The 25,469-nt window shown below is 41.2% G+C and carries 25 protein-coding genes and 1 pseudogene; 9 read left to right on the top strand and 17 right to left on the bottom strand.

Annotated features, from left to right (window positions below):
- Window positions 1-421 precede the first annotated feature (421 nt).
- The 7 genes from EEL30_09000 to EEL30_08970 are packed head-to-tail and all read left to right on the top strand — an operon-like array spanning window position 422 to window position 4,177.
- Complete coding sequence (locus EEL30_09000) at window positions 422-1,522, top strand: replication initiation factor (protein ID QDX92452.1); 1,101 nt, start codon at window positions 422-424, stop codon at window positions 1,520-1,522.
- On the top strand, window positions 1,512-1,724 hold the full coding sequence (locus EEL30_08995; GenBank protein QDX92451.1) for a DNA-binding protein: 213 nt from the start codon (window positions 1,512-1,514) through the stop codon (window positions 1,722-1,724). Before EEL30_09000 ends, EEL30_08995 begins: the two co-directional genes overlap by 11 nt.
- Window positions 1,721-2,875, top strand: coding sequence for a site-specific integrase (locus EEL30_08990; protein QDX92450.1), 1,155 nt, complete (start codon window positions 1,721-1,723; stop codon window positions 2,873-2,875). The genes EEL30_08995 and EEL30_08990 overlap by 4 nt, the downstream gene beginning before the upstream one ends.
- Entirely contained in the window at window positions 2,872-3,171 is a 300-nt protein-coding gene (locus tag EEL30_08985; GenBank protein ID QDX92449.1) for a hypothetical protein, read from the top strand. Before EEL30_08990 ends, EEL30_08985 begins: the two co-directional genes overlap by 4 nt.
- 56 nt (window positions 3,172-3,227) lie before the next feature.
- Window positions 3,228-3,659 carry a hypothetical protein gene (locus EEL30_08980; GenBank protein ID QDX92448.1) on the top strand — a complete coding sequence of 144 codons (432 nt, stop codon included), beginning with the start codon at window positions 3,228-3,230 and terminating at the stop codon, window positions 3,657-3,659.
- Between the two features lie 15 nt (window positions 3,660-3,674).
- The gene (locus tag EEL30_08975; protein ID QDX92447.1) at window positions 3,675-3,992 is read left to right on the top strand and encodes a hypothetical protein; all 318 of its coding nucleotides are present in this window, start codon (window positions 3,675-3,677) and stop codon (window positions 3,990-3,992) included.
- Window positions 3,989-4,177: a hypothetical protein gene (locus EEL30_08970; GenBank protein ID QDX92446.1), complete on the top strand. Its 189-nt coding sequence runs from the start codon at window positions 3,989-3,991 to the stop codon at window positions 4,175-4,177. The genes EEL30_08975 and EEL30_08970 overlap by 4 nt, the downstream gene beginning before the upstream one ends.
- Before the next feature lie 122 nt (window positions 4,178-4,299).
- On the opposite strand, the gene rlmD is transcribed toward EEL30_08970, so the two are convergent.
- Window positions 4,300-5,967 carry a 23S rRNA (uracil(1939)-C(5))-methyltransferase RlmD gene (gene rlmD / locus EEL30_08965; protein ID QDX92445.1) on the bottom strand — a complete coding sequence of 556 codons (1,668 nt, stop codon included), beginning with the start codon at window positions 5,965-5,967 and terminating at the stop codon, window positions 4,300-4,302.
- Between the two features lie 35 nt (window positions 5,968-6,002).
- Window positions 6,003-6,893, bottom strand: a complete 891-nt coding sequence (locus EEL30_08960; GenBank protein QDX92444.1) for a diacylglycerol kinase — start codon at window positions 6,891-6,893, stop codon at window positions 6,003-6,005.
- A gap of 146 nt (window positions 6,894-7,039) precedes the next feature.
- Here EEL30_08960 and EEL30_08955 point away from each other — a divergent pair, with 146 nt between their 5' ends.
- Window positions 7,040-8,041, top strand: coding sequence for an ROK family glucokinase (locus tag EEL30_08955; protein ID QDX95712.1), 1,002 nt, complete (start codon window positions 7,040-7,042; stop codon window positions 8,039-8,041).
- A gap of 136 nt (window positions 8,042-8,177) precedes the next feature.
- Here EEL30_08955 and EEL30_08950 read toward each other — a convergent pair whose 3' ends face one another.
- From EEL30_08950 to EEL30_08910, 9 genes and pseudogenes are all read right to left on the bottom strand, one after another.
- Window positions 8,178-9,362 (bottom strand): ABC transporter permease, encoded by a 1,185-nt coding sequence (locus EEL30_08950; GenBank protein QDX92443.1) that lies wholly within the window; start codon window positions 9,360-9,362, stop codon window positions 8,178-8,180.
- Window positions 9,355-10,089, bottom strand: coding sequence for an ATP-binding cassette domain-containing protein (locus EEL30_08945; GenBank protein QDX92442.1), 735 nt, complete (start codon window positions 10,087-10,089; stop codon window positions 9,355-9,357). The genes EEL30_08950 and EEL30_08945 overlap by 8 nt, the downstream gene beginning before the upstream one ends.
- A 248-nt stretch (window positions 10,090-10,337) precedes the next feature.
- Window positions 10,338-11,087: a cobalamin biosynthesis protein CbiX gene (locus EEL30_08940; protein QDX92441.1), complete on the bottom strand. Its 750-nt coding sequence runs from the start codon at window positions 11,085-11,087 to the stop codon at window positions 10,338-10,340.
- A gap of 218 nt (window positions 11,088-11,305) precedes the next feature.
- Window positions 11,306-11,650 (bottom strand): hypothetical protein, encoded by a 345-nt coding sequence (locus tag EEL30_08935; GenBank protein QDX95711.1) that lies wholly within the window; start codon window positions 11,648-11,650, stop codon window positions 11,306-11,308.
- Between the two features lie 317 nt (window positions 11,651-11,967).
- Window positions 11,968-12,105: pseudogene (locus tag EEL30_08930) on the bottom strand (ABC transporter ATP-binding protein).
- A gap of 102 nt (window positions 12,106-12,207) precedes the next feature.
- Window positions 12,208-13,488: a hypothetical protein gene (locus EEL30_08925; GenBank protein QDX95710.1), complete on the bottom strand. Its 1,281-nt coding sequence runs from the start codon at window positions 13,486-13,488 to the stop codon at window positions 12,208-12,210.
- A gap of 226 nt (window positions 13,489-13,714) precedes the next feature.
- Entirely contained in the window at window positions 13,715-15,223 is a 1,509-nt protein-coding gene (locus EEL30_08920) for an HlyD family efflux transporter periplasmic adaptor subunit (protein QDX95709.1), read from the bottom strand.
- Between the two features lie 89 nt (window positions 15,224-15,312).
- A complete protein-coding gene (locus EEL30_08915) occupies window positions 15,313-16,788 on the bottom strand; it encodes an ABC transporter permease (protein QDX92440.1) in 1,476 nt (491 codons plus the stop codon).
- A gap of 119 nt (window positions 16,789-16,907) precedes the next feature.
- Window positions 16,908-17,591 (bottom strand): ABC transporter ATP-binding protein, encoded by a 684-nt coding sequence (locus EEL30_08910; protein ID QDX92439.1) that lies wholly within the window; start codon window positions 17,589-17,591, stop codon window positions 16,908-16,910.
- Between the two features lie 450 nt (window positions 17,592-18,041).
- Here EEL30_08910 and EEL30_08905 point away from each other — a divergent pair, with 450 nt between their 5' ends.
- A complete protein-coding gene (locus tag EEL30_08905; GenBank protein QDX92438.1) occupies window positions 18,042-19,259 on the top strand; it encodes a hypothetical protein in 1,218 nt (405 codons plus the stop codon).
- A gap of 79 nt (window positions 19,260-19,338) precedes the next feature.
- On the opposite strand, the gene gatB is transcribed toward EEL30_08905, so the two are convergent.
- From gatB to EEL30_08875, 6 genes are all read right to left on the bottom strand, one after another.
- Window positions 19,339-20,778, bottom strand: a complete 1,440-nt coding sequence (gene gatB, locus EEL30_08900; GenBank protein ID QDX92437.1) for an Asp-tRNA(Asn)/Glu-tRNA(Gln) amidotransferase subunit GatB — start codon at window positions 20,776-20,778, stop codon at window positions 19,339-19,341.
- Between the two features lies 1 nt (window position 20,779).
- Complete coding sequence (gene gatA, locus EEL30_08895) at window positions 20,780-22,258, bottom strand: Asp-tRNA(Asn)/Glu-tRNA(Gln) amidotransferase subunit GatA (protein ID QDX92436.1); 1,479 nt, start codon at window positions 22,256-22,258, stop codon at window positions 20,780-20,782.
- A 20-nt stretch (window positions 22,259-22,278) separates the two neighbouring features.
- On the bottom strand, window positions 22,279-22,569 hold the full coding sequence (gene gatC, locus EEL30_08890; GenBank protein QDX92435.1) for an Asp-tRNA(Asn)/Glu-tRNA(Gln) amidotransferase subunit GatC: 291 nt from the start codon (window positions 22,567-22,569) through the stop codon (window positions 22,279-22,281).
- Between the two features lie 201 nt (window positions 22,570-22,770).
- Complete coding sequence (locus tag EEL30_08885) at window positions 22,771-23,616, bottom strand: DegV family protein (GenBank protein ID QDX92434.1); 846 nt, start codon at window positions 23,614-23,616, stop codon at window positions 22,771-22,773.
- A gap of 226 nt (window positions 23,617-23,842) precedes the next feature.
- Window positions 23,843-24,391, bottom strand: coding sequence for a sigma-70 family RNA polymerase sigma factor (locus EEL30_08880; protein ID QDX92433.1), 549 nt, complete (start codon window positions 24,389-24,391; stop codon window positions 23,843-23,845).
- A gap of 165 nt (window positions 24,392-24,556) precedes the next feature.
- Window positions 24,557-25,246: an N-acetyltransferase gene (locus EEL30_08875; protein QDX92432.1), complete on the bottom strand. Its 690-nt coding sequence runs from the start codon at window positions 25,244-25,246 to the stop codon at window positions 24,557-24,559.
- Window positions 25,247-25,469: the final 223 nt, after the last annotated feature.

The raw sequence follows: 25,469 nt of genomic DNA, 5'->3' as shown, positions 1-25,469 counted from the left end.
TTAAATCACATATGATTACAATAAAGTAACTTAATTAGGAGGAATTAAATGGACAATAAAGAGTTAACTTTTTTATTTGATGATATTCAGAGTTACTTTCAAACACTTGCAAAAACTAGAGCAATACAAATTTCCTTAGAAAAAAAGATTCAAAAAAAGATAGAACAAGCCCGGCAAGCCATGAAATGAGCGCAGCCGATACCAGCGTGTAACGCTGGCTTGGCCTTGATATGGAGAGGCGAGATGTGCCAGGCTGGTTTAGCGGACAGGTCGCTTTTTGACCTGGCTGATAAGCCTTGTCCTGCACACTCGCAGAGGCTCCATGTCAGGGCTGAGGCGTTAGCCTCTTGGTTCCACCGAGGCTGCCCAGCACCCATATAATATGCTGGGCTGTAATTACAACCAAAGTGAGGTAGATGCCTTGATACTGAAAGCTATTGACACACTCGAATTTGGATTAATAGTAGAAGATTATCAATCTGCTTTTTCTTCTTATCTTGAAGAATTTGAAAAACTAAAGAAGGCTGCCCAAGAATCAATGAATATTCAAACCATCACAATTGGTAGTCTTGTATTAACCGTTGAAAGAACTGGTATCCCTTTTTATACCTATAAATTAACCAGTAAAGACTTTTCGATTTGTTTTGTGAAAACTGAAATGAATTCTAATCCGCCTATTGTAGTTAAATTCTTCTCTGAGTATTTATGGTCATATGGTTGCAATCAAGCTTATCAAAACTTTTTAGATTGGTTTTCCACCTTCGATGCAACTCTACTGACTAATAAGCTATCACGTACTGACATATGTGTGGACACTGATGAAGTTACTTTTAAACAAATTGATTCTAAGGGAGTAGTTTCTAGAGCAAGAAAAAAAGAAGAACGATTCGTTCCTAGTGAATTTTCTGAGGGTCGTGAATTTAGTGGATTAAAAATTGGAGCAAGAGGTAGTTTACACTGTCGTATTTACAACAAGCTAATTGAGTTAGCTGTATCAGGTAAATCATGGTTTAAGCAAATCTGGATCGATAATGGCTGGGATGAATCGAAGGTCGTTTGGCGAGTTGAATTTGAGATAAGAAGGCATGTCCTAAAGCAATTTTCTATTAACACCATAGAAGAATTACTTAAAAAGGAGGATAGATTGTGGGCATATCTAACTGGAGAATGGCTTTCTATAAGACAACCTTCAAAAGATAATGTTAGTAGATGGAAGGTTAAACGAAAGTGGAAAATCATTGAGAATGCAGGTCTTAATTATCAGCCTTCTCCATTAGTTAGAGAGGTAATTAAACAAGGAAACCTTTTGCAATTACTAAATCAAACTGCTGGGCTGATGCTCTCTGTAGCAGCAATTAGTAAACACGATACTATTGAAGACACAAGTAGAGTAATTCAATCATGGGTCGAATTAAAACTGTCTCATAAAAACTCGACTTTTAATCAAGAAATGCACCTGAGAAGAGATAGGTACTTGTTACCTAATCAAAATAAAATAGGAGAAATGGAATATGAACAATAATACTCAAACAAAAAAAATTGAAGATTATCCTTTGGTATTAAACGCTTCCGATCTATCGGAAATCATTGGAGTATCTAAGCGTGTAGCATACGAGATCATGGAGCTAAATAACTTCCCTCTTATCCGTATAGGACGATGCAAACGGGTTGCTAGAGACTCATTCTTTTCATGGCTCAATATGCAAGCTGGTAATACGATATGACAGGATACTTTAGAAAACGTGGTAACACATGGTCGTTCACTGTAGATATAGGAAGAAAACCAGATGGCTCCAGAGAACAAAAAACTAAAGGCGGATTCAAAACCAAAAAGGAAGCTGAAAAAGCATGTGCAGAATTAATTACCCTAGTTGGAAAGGATAATTACATAGAACCATCCAAAAAAACGATATCTGACCTTATGCTCGAATGGTTAGACTATCAGTTAAAGGCTACTCTACGTTTATCCACTTATGAAAATTATTCAAAGGCTATTTTAAAACGCCTAATCCCTGCATTTGGTCATGTTAAATTAGGAGAGTTAAAACCGATACACATCCAAAAATACTATAAAAGACTTCAAGATGAAGATCTTTCTCCTGAGTACGTTACATACCTACATGCAATTATGCGCAGTTTTATGAAGTATCAGATTAGGATACAGAATATTCAATCTAATATTTTTGATTTGGTTGATCCACCTACCATACGAAAAAAAGAAAAAGCAGTATGGTCAATTGAAGAAATTAATCGCTTTCTTAGTATTGCCAAGGAAGAAAAAAATCATAACTTTTACATGATTTATCTCATTGCGATCTATACAGGATTACGTAGAGGTGAAGTTTTAGCCTTACGTTGGAAAGATATTGATTTAGCGAATGGAAAGCTTAGTGTCTGCCAAAATCTTTATTATTCAAAAGGGTGTGAGTTTCATTTTTGGGAACCAAAAACGGGTCGCTCTAACCGTCTAGTATCTATACCTGAATCCTTAGTGAAAGAATTACATGTCCATAAAGAGTTACAACAAACTCATATCAACAAGGTTAGAGAAGTCTATGAGGATCATGGCCTAGTTATTGCGAATGAATTAGGAATCCCTGTTCATCCACGAAGCCTTACAGACAATTTTAGAAGATTAATCAAGAAAAGTAATGTTACTAAGATTAGGTTTCATGACTTACGTCATACTCATGCAACTATTCTTTTACAGTTAGGGGAACATGTCAAGATCGTTTCTGAGCGCCTTGGTCATTCAGATGCTTCTATGACTATGAATGTATACAGTCATGTCACTAGAGATATGCAAGAACATGCTGCAAGAAGATTTGAAAAGGCTATGCAAATAGATATTCAAAATAGGAGGATTGACAAATGAGCAAGAAAAAGAGAGATTTTAAGCCCTCTCAATCACAAAAAAGGCTCTTAAATTTATTAAATATTGAATATGATCCTGAACTTGATTACGATGCAGTTGGTGATCTACTTGTTTCACATGGCTTTCCTAAGAATGGGCTACCTTATGATACTCACTCCTCCAAAGTGAAAAAATGGTCAGATGAAAAGCTTTTTATGATGGCTATAAAAGAAAAGCTCATGAGAGAAGAACATGATATGGTTTGGGTTTGGTGTGCAGTTTGTAATAATTATCATGAATACAAAAAGGAACACTGAATTCTGTAAGTTATCGGATTTCTACTCATTTAAAAATAATAATGGAGGTTTTTTTTATGAAGAATAGATCAAAATTCCTTTCAACAATATCTGAATATGGATTTGATATTAATGAACCATTCGATATCAGATGCACTGGAAACGAAAACGGAGTAACCCTTTCTATATTGATTCAAGGTGATGAGAAACACTACTGGAATTCAGATATTAGACTTGCTGCAATAAAACAATTAATAGGGTCGTTAGACATAAAAAATGAATTTAACGGAGATTACGAGACGTTTCAAAAATACATGTTAACCATTCTAGACTCATTAGGAAATGTCATAAGTTGTGCTGCTCCCTACGATGAAGATCGTAATATTGAAACAGTAAAAAGTTTTATTGAAGATTCATTAGAAACAAAAATTGTGGAAGAAGCCCACCGAGAAAGCTTAATCGATACTTATGATGACGATGATATTGACCCTTCATATAAAAATTCATAAAAGGATTTGATTATAATGAATCGTGAGCAAGCTATATTTATAGAGTTAATGATGGATCTCGATTTTTTTGGAGCAACAGAAGCCATAATTTTTGCTTTTGATGATTTTATTAGAAACTTTGATATAAAGCAACTATCAGATTTAGAAGTTCATCAAAGAGCGAAAGAATGCTTATTACGATATCAATCTGTACTTTGGGAAGATGAGTTTCTTTATGAGAAACGACAAGATGTTTTAGAAAAACTAGATTTAGAAGATGCAGTTTGGGAGTTTTTAGATGAAATTGACAAATCTCCATCTGAACAAAATATTTTTGAGGAGTGTAACCAATGAATATAGTTAAAGTATTACGCAATGGAAAATGGACTGAAGTTGAAACATATGAAATAATTAAAGGTGAAAAATTTCGTATAATAGAGCCTTCTGGAAAGATTATCTCGGAGATGTTAGCAACTAGTGCTCCTATGTTAGAAGATGGAACATGGGTAATAGATGCTCAACTTATAAAATTCTTTTAACTGCAAATCTACATGCTAAAAAACTACAAATATAAAGCTTTTGTGGTCAAAATGTGGTCAAATCCTTCACTCCATCATATGCCCAAAACAAAAAACCCTTGTATACCAAGGGTTTTCGCCATTTATTTACGATTAAGCAAAGCCACACTCTCCACATGCCCCGTATGTGGAAACATATCCACCGGCTGCACTTCCACAACCTCATACTGCTCCGCTAGCACCTTCAAATCCCGCGCCAACGTAGACGGATTACAGGACACATATACCACTTTCTTCGGCTGCATCTGCAAAATGGTCGTTAGCAACGCCTCATCGCAGCCTTTACGCGGTGGGTCTACCACTATTACATCAGCCACAATACCTTGCTTGCGCCAGTTCGGGATAACTACCTCAGCAGGCCCCACTTCAAAGCTGACGTTCTCAAATCCATTCAGCTCTGCATTTCTTTTCGCATCCGCAATTGCTTCTGGCACAATTTCCACGCCGTACACGTGCTTAGCCTTTTGAGCTAGGAACAGCGAGATTGTCCCGATACCGCAATACGCATCAATAACGGTCTCGTCTCCCTCTAACCCTGCATATTCCAGCGTTTTGCTGTACAGCACATCTGTCTGTTCCGGGTTCACCTGATAGAAAGAGCGAGCCGAGATAGCAAACTTGATCGGTCCGATATAGTCATAAATAACGTCATCGCCCCACATCGTGAAGGTTTCATCTCCGAAAATCACGTTGGTTCTGCGCACGTTAATATTTTGTACCATGCTTTTCACACCTGGTAATTCAGCACGGATAAGCTGGATGAGCTGTTCTCTCTCTGGCAAGAATGCTTCTGTCGTAATGAGCACCAACATGAGATCTCCTGTTTTTGCACCTACTTTTGCCACCACATGACGTAACAATCCTGTGTGCTTTACCTCGTTGTAAGGCTCAATTCCTAGGCGTTCTGCGATCCGTTTCACCGTTGCTACTACTTCATCGTTGGATTGATGCTGGATGAGGCATTCGTTTATGTCGATAATGTCATGTGATTTTTCTGCATAGAAACCGCCGATTAACGCGCCGTTTTCCTCTCCAATTGGCACTTGTGCCTTGTTACGATAACGCCACGGGTCTGTCATTCCCAGTGTTGGAAGTACCTTTACAGCCTTTGCTGGTTCCACTAGTGCTACACCATTGCTGAGTGGTTCTTTTGTAATCTGCTCAGCGGTTACACCTTCACTTTTGTGTGCTTCATCTGTTACTAGTTCACTGTTACGTGGTGCAACTACGGTTGAACTAGTTGGGACTACGTCAAAGGTAGCAGTTTCATCATTCACCGAAGAGACAGCTTCACATTTCATACGCAAGCCTTTCTCTTCCTCACCCTCGATGCGGAACCCACCAATACGACGCAGATTATCCATGACGATCTGCTGCTTGTGGCGCAGTTGTTCGCTATATATCAGGTGTTGTAAGGAACAGCCGCCACAACGATCGTAGACCGGACAGGGTGGCTCCTCTCTATGATCGCTCGTAGTCATGATCTCGACCAACTGAGCATAGCCAAAGTTCTTTTTGGCATGGATGACTTTTGCTCTGACTGTTTCGCCAGGCAAAGCTCCTTTCACAAACAGCGTATAGCCGTTATATCTGCCGACCCCTTCCGCTTCATGGTTAAGACCGGTAATTTCCAAGTCCACCATTTGCTCCAGTTGCACAGGGTAATTTTTAGGTTGTTGCTCTCTAGATTGGTTCGGTTCTTTTCTCTGTTTGTTGCCGCGTTGTGATTTTCCTGTTCCTGATTTTCTCACTCTGTCTAACTCCTTTAATATTCCATAAATCTATGTCATGGTACAAAAATCTCTAGATGATTGGAGAGGGTGTAACACTCACAAGGCAATTCTCCGCCCAATTCTCCATCCAGATTTAATAGTACCTGTTGCTCATCATTGGTTGTTGCTTTAATGTAATCGGATTGAAAATATAACACATGGGGATCTTTTATGTGATCTCCTTTTATTGCCATACTAACGATACGAACGATCTCTGGTAACGTTGCCTTCTTTAATACAATGCAATCGAGCTTCCCATCTGAAAGACTAGCCGCAGGGGCTATCTTCTCAAAACCACCTACAGAATTACTGTTAGAAATGAGAAACAGCATAACTTCCTCATCCACCATAACCTGATTACGCGTCTCGATGCGGATATGTGTCGGGGTGATGAACGGAAGCTTTTCTATTCCCTTTAAATAGTAGGCGAGCTGGCCTACCATGGTTTTTAATTTACTGGGTACTTCATAGGTTAATTCAGTCAGTGTTCCACCGCCAGCAATATTAATGAAATAACGGTCGTTCATTTTGCCTACATCCATCTTTTGTGTACGACCGGCTGCGATGACTTGACTTGCTTTTTTTAAGGATTTAGGAATACCAAGGGCTCGGGCAAAATCGTTGGTTGTACCAGCAGGAATAATACCGAGCTTGGGTCTGTTTTTCTTTTCGGCCATCCCATTGATTACTTCATATATAGTGCCGTCCCCACCTGCTGCGATGACAAGGTCGAATTGTCTTGTTACGGCTCGGGCAGCCTCTCTGGTAGCGTCCCCTTCCCCTTTGGTAGCATGACAAGAAGTTTCATATCCGGCCTCTTCCAGCGTCTCTAGAATCTCTGGCAACTGACGGCGAACAGCTTCACGCCCTGAGGTCGGATTATAGATTAGACGTGCTCTCTTCATTCGCGTCCCTTCTTCCGTTACGTAATATTTTCGAATTTTATCATGATACCATACTCATCATATCCTGTATGACCATTTTTGGGAATCATTATGCGGCTTGTCACATGATTTTGCCTATTTTAGCCACTCTACTCATGGTACTATTAATGAAAGATGAGTTCTGGACAAGGGGTGTGTTGGGCTTGGCGAAACGTATGATTATAGGAGTAGACATCGGAGGTACCACCATTAAAGTAGCACTACTTGATGAATTGGGTAACATTATAGCAAAAACACAAATACCTACTCCTGTTCCTGAAGGAGAAGATGCAATTATTCACCAGATGGCAGCTACTATCGACCAACTGATGGAAGAGCATGGTTTCTCCAAAGAAGAAACCTATGGTATTGGCATCGGTGTACCAGGTCCGGTAGATATTGAAACCGGTTTCGTATATGAAGCTGTGAATCTAGGCTTAAAGGATACTGCGCTGAAAGCTAAAACAGAGGCCCTAACTGGTTTACCCACATATGTAGAAAATGACGCCAACGCAGCCGCTCTGGGTGAAATGTGGTGCGGCGCTGGGCGGGGAACAGATAACCTGATTGCTGTGACACTCGGTACAGGTATTGGCGGTGGTATCATTATCGACGGCAAGATCGTTCATGGTGTAAAGGGAGTCGGTGGTGAGATCGGTCATGTAACGGTTAATCCAGATGGCCCACTTTGCAATTGTGGCAAAAAGGGTTGCATGGAGCGATACGGTTCTGCGACAGCCATTATTTTGGGGTTGGAAAAAGCGGCAATGGAAGGACGCAGTATGTATTTAGCTAAACAGCTAGCAGAGAAAGGTTCCTTAACTGCCAAAGATGCTTTTGACGCAGCGGCAGAGGGAGATTCAGCCGCTCAAGAAGTAATTGACCAGGCTGCTTTCTATACCGGATTTGGACTTTCTCATATAGCTAACCTGCTGAATCCTGCCAAAATTGTGATCGGTGGTGGCGTATCTGCGGCAGGCGACGTCTTATTCAAGCTGATCCGCAAGTCTTTTGACACCTACACTTGGAAAATTGCCGCGGAGTCATGCGAAATTTTGCCTGCTACACTTGGTAATGACGCAGGTGTAATTGGGGCAGGTTGGCTAGTAAAACAAGCTCAGGTCATGTAAATCGAGTAGCTTTACCATACCAAGCCACTGATAGAGAAGCTTAGACTTCGTTATCTCATTCAGTCGTTTGGTTCAGTTGTAGTGCTTCGTTAAAACAAAAATACAAACTTGGCTCTTTGCGGAGCCAAGCTATTTTTTATTTCACTAACAAATTCTCCCGTTTAAAGAACTTCGCCGCCACCTTAATAGCTACAATCACATAACAAAGCGACGTAAACACCACTAGAATGGCATGCATAGCCTGTAACTCCCCATAGAAAATCTCTTTAAAGATCGCCACTCCATTAAAGATAGGCAACAAATAGTAGACGGATGGGATATCGATCGGATTGAGCGGCATCATCAGGTAAGCAGGTACCAATCCTACCAAAACAAGCGGGGTCATGTATGTCTGCGCTTCTTTAAAGGATTTGGCAAAAGAACTAATACTTAACATGATGCCAGCAAACATAGCGGCAAGTAAAATAACCACGATAAGCAACACTATAATGGAACTACCCGTGAAAAATTGCAGAGAGAGTCCTCCTGCATCATGATTAATTGGCGCAAATGTAAAAATCAGCGATACACTAATCACCGAGGCTAACGAACTGACGCCACTCATAATCATGACAGTAAATAATTTCGCTGTTAACACGCTGTTGGCTGTTATCGGAGCGCTTATCAGTGTCTCTAACGTGCCTCGTTCCTTCTCTCCCGCAATTAAGTCTGTGGCAGCTGGTAAGCCCCCAGAGATTAGAGAAGCAATCATGAGGATGATCATAACGCCGGATAAAATACTACCAGACACCTTCTCATCACTAGCTACGCTTTCAAACTTGGTATGGAGTGGCTCAATCGCCTCAATCGACAATCCTACATGCTGTAACCGCTTGGCGACAACGTCCTTTTGATATTCCTCCAGAGATTTTTCAATTAACGTTTTGGCATAGGTAGATTTTTGATTAGAGGGATCATACCAAATAGTAATATCGACAGCCTCACCTGCTTGTAATCTATTCTGCAACTGTTCAGGTAGTTTAATGAAAGCCCTCGCATCCCCATTCTTAATTGCCACCAGAGGATCTTCTGCCTGAATGATTTTTACACTATCATTTTTTTGTAAGATTTGTACAAAGGGATGCTGACTATTTGCATTAACAATCAGCGGAACGAAGGATTGAGCCTCTTTTGCGACCCCATTCATAGAAAAAGACATTAAAAATACAAATAATGGAACAACAACCAAAGGGATAACTAAGGCCCCGATCCAAGTTTTGCGATCCCGAATAAGATCCGTCATTTCCTTTTGAAAGACAATCCATACATGCTGTCTATTCATTCTCTTTCTCACCTCCGACCGCTCGCATAAAGATGTCGTCCATATCTTGTAGATCATAGCGTTTACGCAAAGCGGGGATCGTACCTTCTACAATCAACTTCCCTTTGTGCATGATTGTTACTCTAGAGCAGAGTTTCTCTACTTCGCCCATGTTATGTGTGGAAAACAGTATCGTTTTGTTTTGTTGTTGTAATTTTTTAATTAATCGTCGAAATACGCTTGCTGCCGTGATATCTAAACCAGTAGTAGGCTCGTCAAACAAGATCACTTCTGGATCATGTACTAACGACCTTGCAATCGCTACCTTCTGTCTCATTCCGCGGGAAAAAGGCCCCACCCTACGATCCAAAAATTCACTCATGTCCAACTGTTTGCTAACCTCTTCAATTCGCTGATCTATCAGCTTTTCATTCAACCCATGCAACTTACCTATGTATTTAATGTTCTCTCTTGCCGTCAACCTAGCGTAAAGTTCCACATCACCGCCAAACAACAAACCAATGCGTTTACGGACTTCCATTGGATGTGTTTTAACCGAGTAACCATCCATGATAATATCCCCGCTGGTAGGGGTCAAAATCGTTGCCATCATGCGCATAGTTGTAGTTTTACCGGCTCCATTTTCCCCTAGAAGACCCAGTACCTCACCCGGTCGACATAGTAGTGAAAGCTGATCCACAGCCACAACATCTTTAAATGCTTTTGTCACACACTGTACCTCAATCATAGATAACCTCTCTTTCTTAACGACAACAGCTCTACTCATCCTACTCGTTTTTTCCCAACTTCTTCATTTTATGTATGAATGCTTCTTCTTTGTGCCTACAACTTTTTTTAGAAAACTTGGGTTCCATCTAGCCTTTACTTGAACCATCGTTGCACTTCCCCTTATTTTACCTCAAGTTTCACCGGATGCCTTACACAATAAAAAAGAAGGCCCCTGTTGTTGAGCCTTCTTGTAGATTATTCTACCTTCTACACATTATGCACCTGTTCATCTACAACTTCTTGTAGCCATTTAGCAACATAAGGATGTGGAAGGTATGTTTTACCACTATACGCATAGTTTAAGCCATCCAGATTAGACGGAATGACCTTCTTTGTGAAATACCCTTCACTCAAAAATAGCGGGATAACAATCGTTCTACCTTGATTGGTTGCTTCTTCCGCCCGAGTGCGTAGATTATCTGGATGTAATGTGCCATAGGTAGCCTCAGAGAATTTCAAGCGTTCCTTCAGAGTCTGGGTCATACTCTGTAACACTTCTTCCCACTTTCGATGATTTTCCCCTTCATCCGCGCCGTGTCCAACTAGGAACAGTATCTCTTCTTTTGGGTCTGAGGAAAGCTCACGAATTCGTTCTTCCAAAATATCCAGAATAAATGGATGATCGTTCATTGGTGGACAATAAATCATTTCCATCGTTGTGTGTAATCTTTCCCACTCATCATCCAATTTATGATCGGTAGCACCTAACAAATAACCGATTTCATCAATATGTGTACTGCCTTCTGCAACAAAGAGGGGAATCGCTATGACTTTTTCTACACCGCGAGTCTCAAGCTCTCGTAGTCCATCTTCAATAAGGCGTCCTCCTACCATTTCCAGAAAACAGGTGGTGTAAGGTACCTGGATGTCTAAATTGGCAACAGCCTGATCCACTAGCTCCACCCATGCTGCACTGCTGGAACCATGACCTATAATGAGTACTCCGACTTGTTTCATTCCATGCTTCGCCCCTCTATCTATGTCGTTTCTTGTTCGCGATTGCATACATATATTCGCTAATTAAGAATAGTTATCAAATAATACAAATTCTATTATGCAAAACTTCGAGGGGAACTGCAATGATTCAATTGCAGTTAAAGGGTGTTGTCACAAAAATGTGATATTTGAGCCAGAGAGTTTCTTCCTATATTCTGTATCGACGGCAATTAAAATGCTCATACCAAAGAGGAGTATTTTTCTCTCCACTCTTCTATAGAAAACGCCTCGAACAACTTGGTGAAGGATTCCCCATCATTAAAATAGTGACGAGATTCTTTGGATTGAGGATGTTGTTCCAAAAAGAGAGTGGCAGCCAATTGATTTACAGGTATCCCTTCTTTCTCCTGATCGTACAGTCCTTGTTGGGCTAGAAGCTTCTCGAAATAACGTACATAGGTAATAGTAAGCGTTTTCGTTTCTTTTCCTACCTGATAAGTTACAACTGATCGCTCAAAGGTATCAGCAGGTGACCCACCTTTTCCAGCAGGCACGCCTTCCCCTGTAACAGACAAAATTTTCATCATCTCTTCCCCTTTTTCCATCACGTACTAGTAGGCCTCTACCCTTTATTATAAAATAGAGTGATTATTTCCACAAACTAGTTCAGTCATTTTTAGCCCATTGGAAAGACTTCTGAAAGCACAAATGCATCGTTTGAGCAATTTTTTTGTAGGTAATTTTTTAGAATAAGGAAAGCACCTCTTTGCTTATGAATCTAGTCGTTCCAAGTATGAAAGTTGTGATTTCCTGTCGTCAATTGCCCATGCTGAACAATCAATCCGACAAACAATGCTTCATTTGCAAAGCGTGTCATTTCTTGGGAAATAAATCTGTCATTTATTAAAACTATAGCAGGGATCAAGCGTTTGTCGTATAGGAAGGTTACTTGTTTATCCATAAGCTCATACGTAACACCGAAGGGCAATGGAAGTGGCTGCGGATTGTCCTTATACTCTACCTGTAACATACTAGGAATTCTATCTGTTTTAACCCTATTAGATAGTAGAAAAACCTGCTTCGCACAATACGAAGCAGGCTTTGTTATTCATAGATTTACGTGATAGGTTCCATAAAAACGCTAGATTAAATAACGGAAGTAAATATAAAACGTTGAAATGACGATCGACAGAATCATGAGTGGGAATCCAATTTTCAGGAAGCCCAGGAATGTAATTTTTTCTCCTTCTTTAGCCGCGATGCCAGCTACAATCAGGTTGGCGCTCGCTCCGACTAAAGAGCCATTACCACCTAGACATGCTCCTAGCGCCAGACTCCACCATAAAGGTTCTAGGTTGTCTATTCCCATGCGTCCCATCTCCTGAATCATTGGGATCATAGTAGCAACGAACGGAATATTGTCCACGAAAGCAGAGGCAATTGCGCTTAACCACAGGATTAACAGAGCTGTTGCAGTAACGTTCCCTTTAGTCAGGTTGATTGCTTCCTGCGCGAGCGATGCAATAATTCCTGTCTCCACAAGCCCTGAAACAAGTACAAACAACCCCACAAAGAAGAAGATTGTTGTCCACTCTACTTTGGTTAAGGCTTCTTCTAAATAATGCTCTCCTGTAATCAACAACAATAAAAAAGCCCCAACTAACGCTACTGTAGCTGATTCTAGATGCAGTACTTGGTGTAAAAAGAATCCAATAATCGTTAAGACTAAAACGGACAATGATTTTACTAATAAAGTTCGATCTGTTATCTCAGCGACCGCATCCAGTTGCATAAGCTTTTGGCGCAATTCTTCTCGCGTATGCAATTGCTTGCGAAACATAAAAGCAAGTACAACAATAGTGACCACCGCTATAAACATCGAGATAAGCGTCAAATTATTGATAAAGGCAACAAAAGAAAGTTCTTTGACAGCACTGCCAATCATGATATTAGGCGGATCACCAATCATAGTTGCCGTACCCCCGATATTGGACATCAGGATTTCTGACATCAAAAAAGGAAATGCAGGTACCTCTAATTTTCGTGTGATACTAAACGTAACGGGTACCATCAATAAGACAGTAGTCACGTTATCTAAAAAGGCAGAACCCACAGCTGTAATGAGTGATAATGCAATTAAAATATACAGTGGGTTTCCCTTTGCCTTTTTCGCCGCCCAGATCGCAATTGCTTTGAACAATCCAGTTTTAGCTGTAACGGCAACAATAATCATCATTCCGATCAATAACCCAAGCGTATTAAAATCAATGTGGTGAAGTGCAGTTTCTTGGCTGACAATTCCTAGCATAACCATAAACACCGCTCCCACCATCGCAATAATGGTGCGGTGAATTTTCTCTGAAATGATAATGGCATACGTAACCAAGAAGATTACAAGTGCAATGATTGCTTGCTGTTCCATATCTGCCTCCCCTAAGCATTCTTGTACCTTCTGATAAATGATTTGTTCATTTTTTAATCTGTCATCCATTTTACCTAATATCTACTATAATCTCTAGGTTTTATTTATCGGTAAAAAAAATCCTGCAAAGTCCCGTTTCTCTTTCCAAGAAAGAAAAAAACGAACTTTGCAGGCTAGATGTTCAAGCTCTAAATGAATTACATGTTACTTTCATCGTTACTGCCTTCTACATACCCTCTGGATTTGTGATCACAACTTCATCTCCAGCTTTCAATCCACTCACAATCTCCACGTATTCAGCACCCTCAATACCAATTTCCACGTCTTTTGGTACTGGATCTCCACTTGGACCTTTGACCATCACCATACCTTTGCCTTCTTCCACCACTTCTACTGCATTAACTGGCAAACGCATTGCATTTTCTTTCTTATGGATGTTGATGTCACAGTCACCGCTCATACCATGCTTCATTTGACTGCTATCTTCCACTGCGATTTTTACCTCGAAACGAACCGCTTTATCCTGCTTGGTTCCCTCTTTTGGTAGTTCCGTCACCGTACCTTTAAATGCTTTTGTTCCAAAGGCTGTAATATACACATCAACAGTTTGTCCCACTTTTACTTGTGGGAAATCCAATTCATCAACAGATGCTTTAAAAGTAACAGAAGAGGTATCCATGATGATAGCAGCAGGATCACCGCCTAGCGCTTCTCCTACTTTTACATTCAATTTCGTAATCTCACCGCTAATCGGGGCAACAACTCTTCGTTTGGATAGATCACGCACCTTTTGGTCCATGCCAAGCTGCGCTTCTTTCCAATTTAATTCTTTTTCTTCAATCTCTGTTTTGTCAGCTTCTTTATCCATTTTCGCCAAGAGTTGATTCTTTTTTAACGTGTCTCCTTTTTTAAACAAGACTTCACCAACTTTACCCGTGGTGCCCGCTAAAATCTCTATATCGTCTGCTTTGGTAAATGGCGTATTTCCCTGACTTGCGTATTTCAATCCTTTAGCATCCGTATATTCAACAGAACCAAGGTCATTTACATACAAGCCGCCTGTATTTTCGACCAATACGTCTACAGCATGCTGAGCCATTTTTCCGTCTTGCTTGGTTCCTTCCATATCAATACGGTCGATTTCACCATCTACATAAGTCATTGAGCTTGGTAAAAATACCTTCACTTTCTGTCCTTCGCGTAACAATTCAGCTTCGTAAGGGGAGAAGTACCCTGTAATCTTTATATAATTGGGATCGTTTACCTTGGCAATCACCGTCTCAGGTGTTACGTCGCCCCCCCTCTTAATCATCAGCTCTTTGACAACTCCACCTGCATTAGCCTCAATACGGTCTTTTCTATCTTTCAAATCCTTTATCTCTTTCTGGATACGGGCCATCGACAACTTTTGTTTCTCGATTTCGAAGCCAGCATCTGTAGCCTCCATCGTGAATAACAAATCGCCTTTTTTAACACGCTGCCCTTCCTTAACAGCCAGACTCTCTACTTTACCGCTTACATCTGGCTTCACTTCCTGACGAGCCGTAGCTTCAACTGTACCTGTCGAGTACACCGTTTTTTTAACTTCGCCCGTCTCTACAGCTACAGTCTGGAGCATCGGTGGTTCAACGATCTCTTGTGATACATCAGCTGGAACAAAATATTTATACCCTCCATAACCGCCACCCGCTAAAACAAGCACGGTGATGGCTGAAATAAGCACTTTTTTATTAATAGCCATGCGTTAATTCCCCACATTTCTTCCACATGTATTTAGAAAACTTATCCTTGCCAAGCCTTGATCCAAGTAAATCTTCTGCATACTTACTGAGATCGAATAGCCTCCAATGGGCTTAGTCGAGATGCCCTGATGGCAGGAATGATACCCGCTAGTAATCCGATGACAACAGAGAACAAAATAGCAAACAAGGCGAGAGACGGCGGTACCAAGGCAATTTGTGTTACTACCTCTTCTTCTGGCCCCATACCTCTTCCCATTCCCATCCCAACGCTACCTAAAACATCGCTGTTTTTTCCGAGGTAATTAATGATGGCTACAGCTCCATAAGCAAGCCCTAAACCAGTCAGTCCCCCAATTAAACCAATTGAGCCTGATTCAATCAAAAAGAGCCAGCGAATATTATACACGGTTGCGCCAATAACCTTCATAATACCAATTTCCTTGGTCCGCTCCAGAATGGACATGACCATGGTATTTACAATACCGATCGTTGCTACTAATAATGAAATAGCTGCTATACCACCAAGCACTAATTGAATGACAAAGAAAAACTTATTAAGTTGAGTAAGCTGACGTGCTGACGAATAATTTTCATAGCCGATGTTTTGTAAATCCTTGATGACCTGCTCTACTTTTTCTCTTGATTCAACTTTTACTGTGATCGAATCATATTCAACAGCTGGCTTCTGATTACGATTTATAGACCGATTCGGCTTCTTGCCTACCATTCCTGTATCATAATCGCTTTGTTCCCTATTTTGTTCCATCCAGACATTCAGCTCATTAACCATCTTCATAGGAACATAGATGGTGGGACCTCGATAGCTCTTTTCATCCTTTTGCATCTGACCGACTACGCGGACACGTATTTCCTTCTTTTCAAACTTAGGTTCGTTGTCTATAGAGTATTCTCGTCTCAGTTCCAGCATCGCCGTTTTCCCAACCATATCTATGGCTGCACCTTCGCCAGCTCCACCCCGTCCCATGTATTCATAACTCATATCGTTTCCACTCTGGTTAGCGTTACGCTTCCTAGCTTCACGTCGTTCCTTTTCCACATCTCGCATTTGGCGTGGTACTTCGTAGGAGATCACAATCTCATTGTTCGCTCCAGTTAAATACTCACCTTTTTCTAACTCTTTAGATCGCACAGGTGCTTCTTGTTGTGGATCAACCCCAACAATTCGGAAACTCCCCTCTCGACGCCCTAGCTTTAAGGTGGCATCTCCCCTATTAAATTCCTTGATTGGCATAACCGCCTGAACCCCGGGAACAGCCTTTAATTCCGGTATACTTTGGCTATTTAAACGTTTCATTTTGTCTGGCGGTCTCTCCGTTGTTCCATCTGGCATAAGATAAGCTGGGTACACTTCCAGTTCGGTTAAATTACCGAAGTTCTCTAGACTTTTGACCGCATTATCCTTTAGCCCAATACTAAGGGATAGCATGGTCACAATAGCAGCCGTACCAATCATAACTCCAATCGATGTCAATACCGTCCGAAGCTTCATACGCCAAAGATTGCGCCAGACGATACGTAGCGAATCAAGCAGTTTCACAAATTACACCTCATTTTTCCCCTTGCCTTTTTAACAGATAAGAGCAAATAAATTCATGTCTCTATTACGCGAAAGCCCAGGCTAGTCATTGTCGTAGGCCTGAGTATTGCCACTTCCCTTTATTGCTGAATGAAACCATCTCGCAGAAAAATGGTACGATCAGATTGACTTGCCACCTCTTGATCATGGGTGACAATCACGAATGTTGTGCCATTTTCCCGATTCATTTGCCGCATGAGTTGTAAAATTTCTTCCTCTGTTGCTGTATCCAGATTCCCTGTTGGCTCATCCGCAAGAACAATACCAGGTTCGTTGACCAATGCCCGCGCAATACTGACACGCTGTTGCTGACCACCACTTAGTTCATTAGGCTTGTGATGTTCTCGCTTTTCTAGTCCTACTTGGTTCAGTATCGCTATGGCTTTTTCACGTCGTACACGAGGACTTACTCCAGAAAAAACAAGCGGTAACTCCACATTTTCAACTGCTGTCAGGTTAGGCAAAAGATTAAACGATTGAAACACAAATCCTAAGCAACGCCGTCTAAACAAACAAAGCTGATTCTCGTTAAATGTAGATATTTCCTCTCCATTTACATGGATGGTTCCTTGTTCGGGACGTGTTAACCCGGCCATTAAGTTAAGTAACGTTGATTTCCCTGAACCAGATGTTCCGCATAACGAAATAAACTCCCCTTGTCCAATATGCAAGTTGATATCATGTAAGACGGGGATCTGAAGCTTTCCAGCCTTGTAACTATGATTGACATCTCGTACCGTTAATTCACCGATGCTATTACTCACTTTCTCTTCACCTCATAGCTTCCCTCTTCCTACAATTTGGATCATTTTTTTCCTTATATACAAAAACTTCATCTTACAAAATAAGATTGCAGTTTTTACTACATATTTACAGGAAAAAGTTTCTCATTGAAAAGACGCTTTTGAAAGCCAAAAAGTAACAAGTTTTTTCTTAAAATCTGTTGAGTGAGGATGAAAAATGTTGGAATTTACAAACCAATACCATTAGTTATAAATAGGACGATGGTAACAAGTTTTTGTTACAAAATACCAGTCTTTTTCTTTGACATGGTTACGTTTCATTGCTACACTGTATCAAATGATTGAAAATTCATGATACGGAGTCGATACCAGTGTAGAACTCTTTTCTGAAAAAGAAAACAAATAGAAACATAATTTGTTGAAGGCAGGAAAATCCTGTCTATCTTTCTCATGAAAAGAGGTTTTTTTGTCATGCTTACCAAACAAGTACGCTTTCTTTGGATTGGCCAAATGCTTGCCAACGCTGGCGACGTTTTTTATATTATCTCCCTGCTTACTCTCGTTTTTGAAACGACGCACTCCGCTGTCTATACCGGCTTTGTTCCGCTTACCATTATCTTAGCGCAAACGGTGAGTAGCTTTTTCGCGCCCCTCATGCAACGCCGCTTTTCTCTCTCTACCTTGCTGTTTTCCTCACAATGTGCCAAAACTCTTTTATTATGTCTACTTGTCTTTGTAACCAGATGGCCATCTCTGCCATTGCTTTTATTTTTAGGTCTTGCCTCTTTGATTGCTTTTTTGGACGGATGGGCCACTCCTGCACGCAATGCCCTGTTGCCACGAATAGCACAGCCTATTCATTTATTGCGATTAAATAGTCTGTTTGCCACCTCAGATCAAGTGATTCAATTTGCTGGTTGGGCGTTAGGTGGGATGCTTGTAGCTTTTCTAGGAATCTCACACCTTTTTTCCGCTAGTCTTGGATTGTTCATCATCTCTACGTTCTGCATGGCTAATTTACGCGATCCTTTGGCCCTAGCAACAACGAATCCCGATGATCCTTCCAAAAAAGAAGCCTTGCTTCGCGGGTGGCATTATATCCTGAAATCTCGCACGCTCCTTACACTCACTTGTATGGATGTGCTTGAATCATTAGCAGGAGCCATTTACATTGCTGCTATTATGCTCTTCTATGTGTCCGATGTTCTAGGAAAAGGCCAAGAATGGTGGGGCTATCTCAATGCTAGCTATTTTATAGGAATGATTGTCGGTGGCTTATTATTAATGGCAATTGCAACTTATGTATCTCGCTATTTTCTCCCGTTTCTACTAGGTGCTGGTCTATTCTCAGCACTAGTAACGCTTGGCCTCGGGCTTACTCATAGCGCTTGGCTTGCCTTGTTCCTCTCTTTTTTACTGGGTCCAGCCACACAGATTCAATATGTAAGCAAACAAACCTATTTTCAAAAGAGTGTGGATCCTCTCTATTTGCCTAATGTTCTATCGGCAAAAAGCACGGTGGAATACATGGGCTATGGCTTATCAGTTCTGATCCTTACCAACGTGGTTGCGGCATTCGGTGCAGCTATGGCTTATATAGTGGCAACTGTTATTCTTACTGCTAGTATGCTACTCGGGTTCATCATGCGTCGGGCATTTAGAATTGAGCTCCAGAAGTTACAGGGGTAGTTTTAACCTAGATACAACCAAACAAATAAAGCTCCTCTCCCAGCCAGAGTATGGTTATGGAGAGGAGCTTTCGTACAATTTACAATGCTTCCAGCGCTTCTACCAACAATTTATTTACCACACCTGGATTTGCTTTTCCTTTGGTCTGTTTCATAATTTGTCCTACTAAGAAGCCAATTGCCTGCTTTTTACCCGCTTTGTAATCTTCTACCGATTGCTGATTAGCGGCGATGATTTCATCGACGATGCGCTTCAATTCGCCTTCATCGCTAATTTGCACCAAACCTTTTTCCTCAACAATGGTTGCTGGGTCCTTGCCTGTCTCTAACATTTCTGTAAAGACCGTCTTGGCCATTTTAATAGAAATGGTGCCCTTTTCGATCAGCTTCACCATTTCCCCCAGACCCACAGGAGTCATTTTGACATCGGAGAATTCAAGATTGCCTGCATTTAGATATCCGAACAGATCAACCATTAAAAAGTTAGCAACTGTCTTGGGATCAGCACCTGTTGCTACTGACGCATCAAAGAAATCAGCAGACTCACGTGTCATGGTAATAACTTCTGCATCAGATGTAGATAGACCATATTGCTCGACATAACGTGCCTGACGAGCATCTGGTAATTCCGGAATTGAGGCTTTGATACGCTCAATCATTTCATCCGTAATCGTTACGTTCACCAGATCAGGGTCTGGGAAATAACGATAGTCATGCGCCTCTTCCTTAGAACGCATTACGATGGTTTTTTTGTTAGCATCATCCCAGCGTAGCGTTACCTGCTTAATTTCTCCACCGTCTTGAACGACTTCTTCCTGACGTTTCACCTCGTATTCCAAAGCAGCTTGTACGTTACGGAAGGAGTTCATGTTCTTCAATTCCGTTTTTGTACCTAACTTGGTCTCGCCTACAGGGCGAATTGAAACGTTGGCATCGCAGCGAAGAGAACCTTGCTCCATTTTCACATCAGATACCTCTGTATATTGAATGATCGCTTTTAGCTTCTCCAAATACGCTTTTGCCTCTTCTGGTGAACTGATATCTGGCTCTGTTACAATCTCCACCAACGGCACACCTACACGGTTATAGTCCATCATCGTACCACTTCCGTATTCGCAGTGCGTCAATTTACCAGCATCCTCTTCCAAATGCAGACGATTGATACGAATACGTTTGGTTTTTCCATTTACTTCAATATCAATCCACCCGTTCGTCCCCACCGGTTGGTCAAATTGCGAGATTTGATAAGCTTTAGGAAGATCCGGGTAGAAATAGTTTTTACGATCAAATTTTGTATCACGGGAAATTTCGCAGTTGATCGCTAAGGAAGCCTTCACCGCGAATTCTAATGCTTGCTGGTTCAACACCGGTAAAACACCCGGATGTCCTAAACAAATCGGGCATGTGTGTGTATTAGGTGGTGCACCGAACTCGGTTTTGCAACCGCAGAAAATTTTACTATTGGTAGATAATTCAGCGTGAACTTCCAAACCAATGACCGTTTCGAATTTTTGGCTCATGTTACACTTCCTCCCTTCCCAATTGTGGCTTGTTCGGGAACAGATTAGTTGATTGCTCGTACGCATGTGCCGCACGTAGAATCGTGGATTCGTCAAATGCTTTACCAATCATTTGCAAACCAATTGGCAATCCGTTATCGGAGAAACCACATGGAACAGAAATAGCCGGAAGACCAGCTAAGTTTACCGTTACTGTGCAAATATCCTCTAGGAACATTTGTACAGGATCATTCATTTTTTCACCAAGTTTAAAAGCTGGGCAAGGTGTAGTCGGATGTAACACAATGTCAAAGTTCGCAAAGATTTCTTCAAAGTCTTGAATAATCAAAGTACGCACTTGTTGTGCCTTTTTATAGAAAGCATCATAGTAACCAGAAGACAGGGCATATGTCCCTAGCATAATACGACGTTTGACCTCTGCACCAAAACCTTGGCTGCGAGATTCCATGTACAGATCCAACAGGTTTTCCGCATTATCAGCGCGTACACCATAACGAACACCATCAAAACGTGCTAGGTTAGAAGAAGCCTCTGATGAAGCCAACAGGTAATAAGCTGGTACGGCATATTTTGTGTGCGGCATAGATACCTCACTCCAAACAGCCCCCATGCTTTCCAATTGTTTTAAAGCCGCTAGTACCGAATCACGAACCTGTGGATCAATACCTTCTCCTAGTAATTCTTTTGGTACCGCGATACGCAGTCCTTTTACATCACCTGTCAGGGCAGATAGATAATCAGGGACTTCCACGTCAGCCGAAGTAGAATCGTAAGTATCATGACCTGCAATGGCTTGTAAAACAAAAGCTGAATCCTCTACGTTTTTCGTCAGCGGTCCGATCTGATCAAGTGACGATGCGTAGGATACCAGGCCATAACGAGATACACGTCCATAAGTTGGCTTCAAACCAACCACACCGCAGAAAGCCGCTGGTTGTCGAATAGAACCACCTGTATCCGATCCAAGTGTAAAGAAGAATTGGCGAGCTGCCATCGCAGCAGCAGATCCGCCGCTCGAACCACCCGGTACATACTCCAAATTCCACGGATTGCGCGTTGGATAGAAACCAGAGTTCTCGTTAGAGCCACCCATTGCGAATTCGTCCATGTTTAATTTAGCAAACACAAGTGCGTCGGCTTCCTTCAACTTTTGGCTAACTGTTCCATCATAGATAGGATCATAGTTGGACAAAAGCTTGCTCGCGCATGTCGTTTTCAACCCTTTTGTTACGATATTATCCTTCACACCAGCTGGAAGGCCGAACAAGAGGCCGAGGTCCTCTGTGCCTTGAGCTAGCTTTTCATCCATTGCTCTTGCTTGACTAAGAGCAGCCTCCTCATCAACGAGCAAGGTCGCTTGTACATCCTTGTCTACTTCACGGATGCGTGCGAGCGATTCATTAGCTAAATCTGTTACAGATAGCTCTTTCCTTTTAAGCTCGCTATGTATATCTGCTAAGCGTTTATCAAATAGGGACACAATGTCTCCCCCTTTCTCTCCTATTCAAAAACAGCTGGTACCTTGAACTGTCCTTCTTCTTGATCCGGCGCATTACGCAGTGCTTCTTCATTAGATACGGAAGGACGGTTAACGTCAGGACGCATAACGTTACGTACGTCAAATGCATGACTAGTCGGCTTCACATTGGTAGTATCCAATTCGTTTAGTTGGGCAGCAAAATTTAAAATCGCATCCAATTCACGTGTATAGCGCTCCGCTTCTTCTTCCGTTAAACGAAGTCGTGCCAATTTAGCCACGTGTTCCACTTCTTGTCGGGAAATCGTACTCATCTTTCTCCACCTCCAAATTACCTAGTTGTACGTTTCTACATAACATTGATATTACTTGAAAAATCTAAGGTTAGTCAATTTGACCAACCTTTTTTCTTTTTTTCTCTAAAGCACGAAAGTAGGTTTTCTCCTTTCTTATATCGTTTCCTATCCGTTAAAAAAACGCCGCTTGCTCTTCTTTCAGCAAAACGGCATTCTACCTTATTTATAATACCAAGTTAATCCAATAGCTCCTGGCCCTACATGAGTAGCAATAACCGGGCCAAAGTGACTTATCGTAACAGAAACATGTGGATAAGTAGATTCAATGTACGTTCTCCATTCCTCTGCTTCTCCTTGAACTTGCGCCTGGATGATGGAAAGCTGTATAGGTTTGCCCACTTTAGCATCCGCTTCGAACAATTCCATGATCCCAGCCTTTGCTTTAACGCGCGTTCTCACCTTCTGATAAGGAACGATTTTTTTATTCTCAAATGTAAGGATCGGCTTGATTTTTAGCATGTTGCCCAGCATCAATTGAGCAGTCGATAAGCGACCTCCTCGGTACAAGAAATCTAGATCCTCGACTAAAAAGTACGTTTTCATTTGCGCACGTATGTATTCAATACGCTCTAAAATCTCTTCTCTCGAATTACCTGCTTGTGCCATTCTAGCCGCTTCCACAACAACAGCACCCAACGCATATGTAGTAATCTCAGAGTCAATTACATCGATTGGAAAATCGTCGACCATAGTGGTTGCCGTTACTGACCCCTGATAGGTTCCACTAATACCACTTGACATATGAATAGCAATTACTCGCTTGTGTGTTTTAGATAAATTCATATAGGTTTCCAAAAATTCCCCAATAGGTGGCTGGGACGTCGTTGGTAACTGATCGCTCGTTTTTAGCTTTACGTAAAAATCAGCTTCCGTTAATTCTACTTCTTCGCGATACGCCACGTTTCCATATACTACTTGCAGAGGTACTACTGTAATCTGCAATTCTTCTTGAAGCTCTTTTGGAATATAACTGGTGCTATCTGTTACAATTGCAATTTCTGGCAAAGATAGTCCCTCCACTTTCTTCATTCAAATATGATGCTTAGAGAGGCACTCCCCATTCATCTCTTATTCAGGTTAATCGCTAGAAGCCCGATTGAATTTATATTCAATTATTGTAACATAAAATGGAGTGACATGATAAAGCCTATAATCAAGCATTTATCGCTATCTCTAAGCAATGTAATCTTTGTTGAAAGTAAAAAAATAGAAGACCCTGCCTATGAGTCTCCTATTTCAGCCTTTTCCCTGTATATAATTTACGTAACTCTTTTAATCCTCTGTGGGAAATCGTTTTGACGCTTGCTTCCGTTTTTCCTAAGATGTCAGCCACTTGTGCAATGCGCAGATCACCGAAATAACGCAAGGACAAAACATCACGCTGATCGCGCGTCAGCTTTTCTAATGTTTCACGAAGGAGGAGCGTCTCCTCATTTGAGAGAGCATGTTCTTCCGGATTCCATGTATTATCAATACTGCTCTCAAAGAATTCCGTGTGATCCATCGGCAATTCTTTCTTTTTGCGGCAAAAATCAATAAATGTATGATGGGCTATGCTAAAGACCCATCCGGCGAACGGACTGGTACGGCTATATTGTTGGAATTTCTCCAAAGCCTTAATAAATACTACAGTCGTTAAATCGTCGGCATCCCAGGTATTATGTACGCGGCAACGCAAATAACGATTTACTCGGTCAAAAAACTCATCATACAATTCATGGAATTCACGATCCTCATAGTATTCAGTTGTCAGAGTTTTAGCGTGCATCGGTACACCCATGTTCAACACCACTTCATCTAATTGTTGTTGAGGAGGCACTTAAGATTCTGGCATTCTGTTTGCCAAATCTCTCGTGCCGTCCTTACATGTACAATGATACATGGTTACTCTTTCACCAATCTTACACAAACCTTAAGATTATCTTAATTTAATGATAGGGATTTGCTAAACTTGAAGATTAGCGAGCAATTCTGCTTCCATTTGATGCAAAATTTCTGCTTTTACGTTGTTTATTTTACCGTATTTTTCCTTATAAACAGCTTGCACAAAACGATACCACTCTTCTTGTAAGAATCCATCCGTGTCCTTGGTCCATTTCACTAGTAAATGAAGCGGAACTTCCTTCGTATTCTCCCACAACGGTGGTTGTTTGTAAGGAACCCCTTTAACAGGTACTAATCCATTTCGGTTAAAGAAGCGTAAACGCCGCTGAGTCAGCACCTGCTCCTCTTCGTCGTGTGCATCCTCTTCTCGCTCTGTCTCCAGTACTAAACCAACCAGTTCTGTGCCATGGTTTTGAGCATCTTCTTTCAGAATCTTCTCAATCTGCATCATCATTTTACTACCAATGCCACCACTTTGGATAGCAGGATTAACCATCATGTATACGATAAAGCCAAGATTCCATGTTGCTAGGTAATGAAAGGTGCTAACAGCAATCACTTGTTGATTCTCATCCGTCCCTACCAACAGATGAAAGGTATCTGGTGCTATCGGGCCTTCATTGGTCAGCCCTTTGAGCAATATAGAATTCGGTTCGCGTAAATCTTCGGTAAACGTTTGTTCATACAATTCTAATGCGTGAGGCATTAAAGGTGATTCAATGTCCTTAATATCATGCCAAATGATCCCCATAGCTTATTAACTCTCCTTTTTCGCTGTGCTGTCCTATTTGGTAGATTCCATCAATGGGTAAGTTACTGCCGGTTTTAAAAGCTTTGTATTGTTACTTGAATGTTGGAACGAATTACATCTACTACCAGTATATCGAATTAAAATTGCATCAGCAAATATTGTAAGATTCGCTCACCACTCACAAACCTACACCAACCCACAAATGAACGAAATTGTAATATCA

This window comes from Brevibacillus laterosporus (assembly GCA_007833815.1).
GTDB lineage: Bacteria > Bacillota > Bacilli > Brevibacillales > Brevibacillaceae > Brevibacillus_B > Brevibacillus_B laterosporus_D.
The sequence above is the reverse complement of the archived record's forward strand: the minus strand, read 5'-3'. Positions and strand labels throughout refer to the sequence as shown.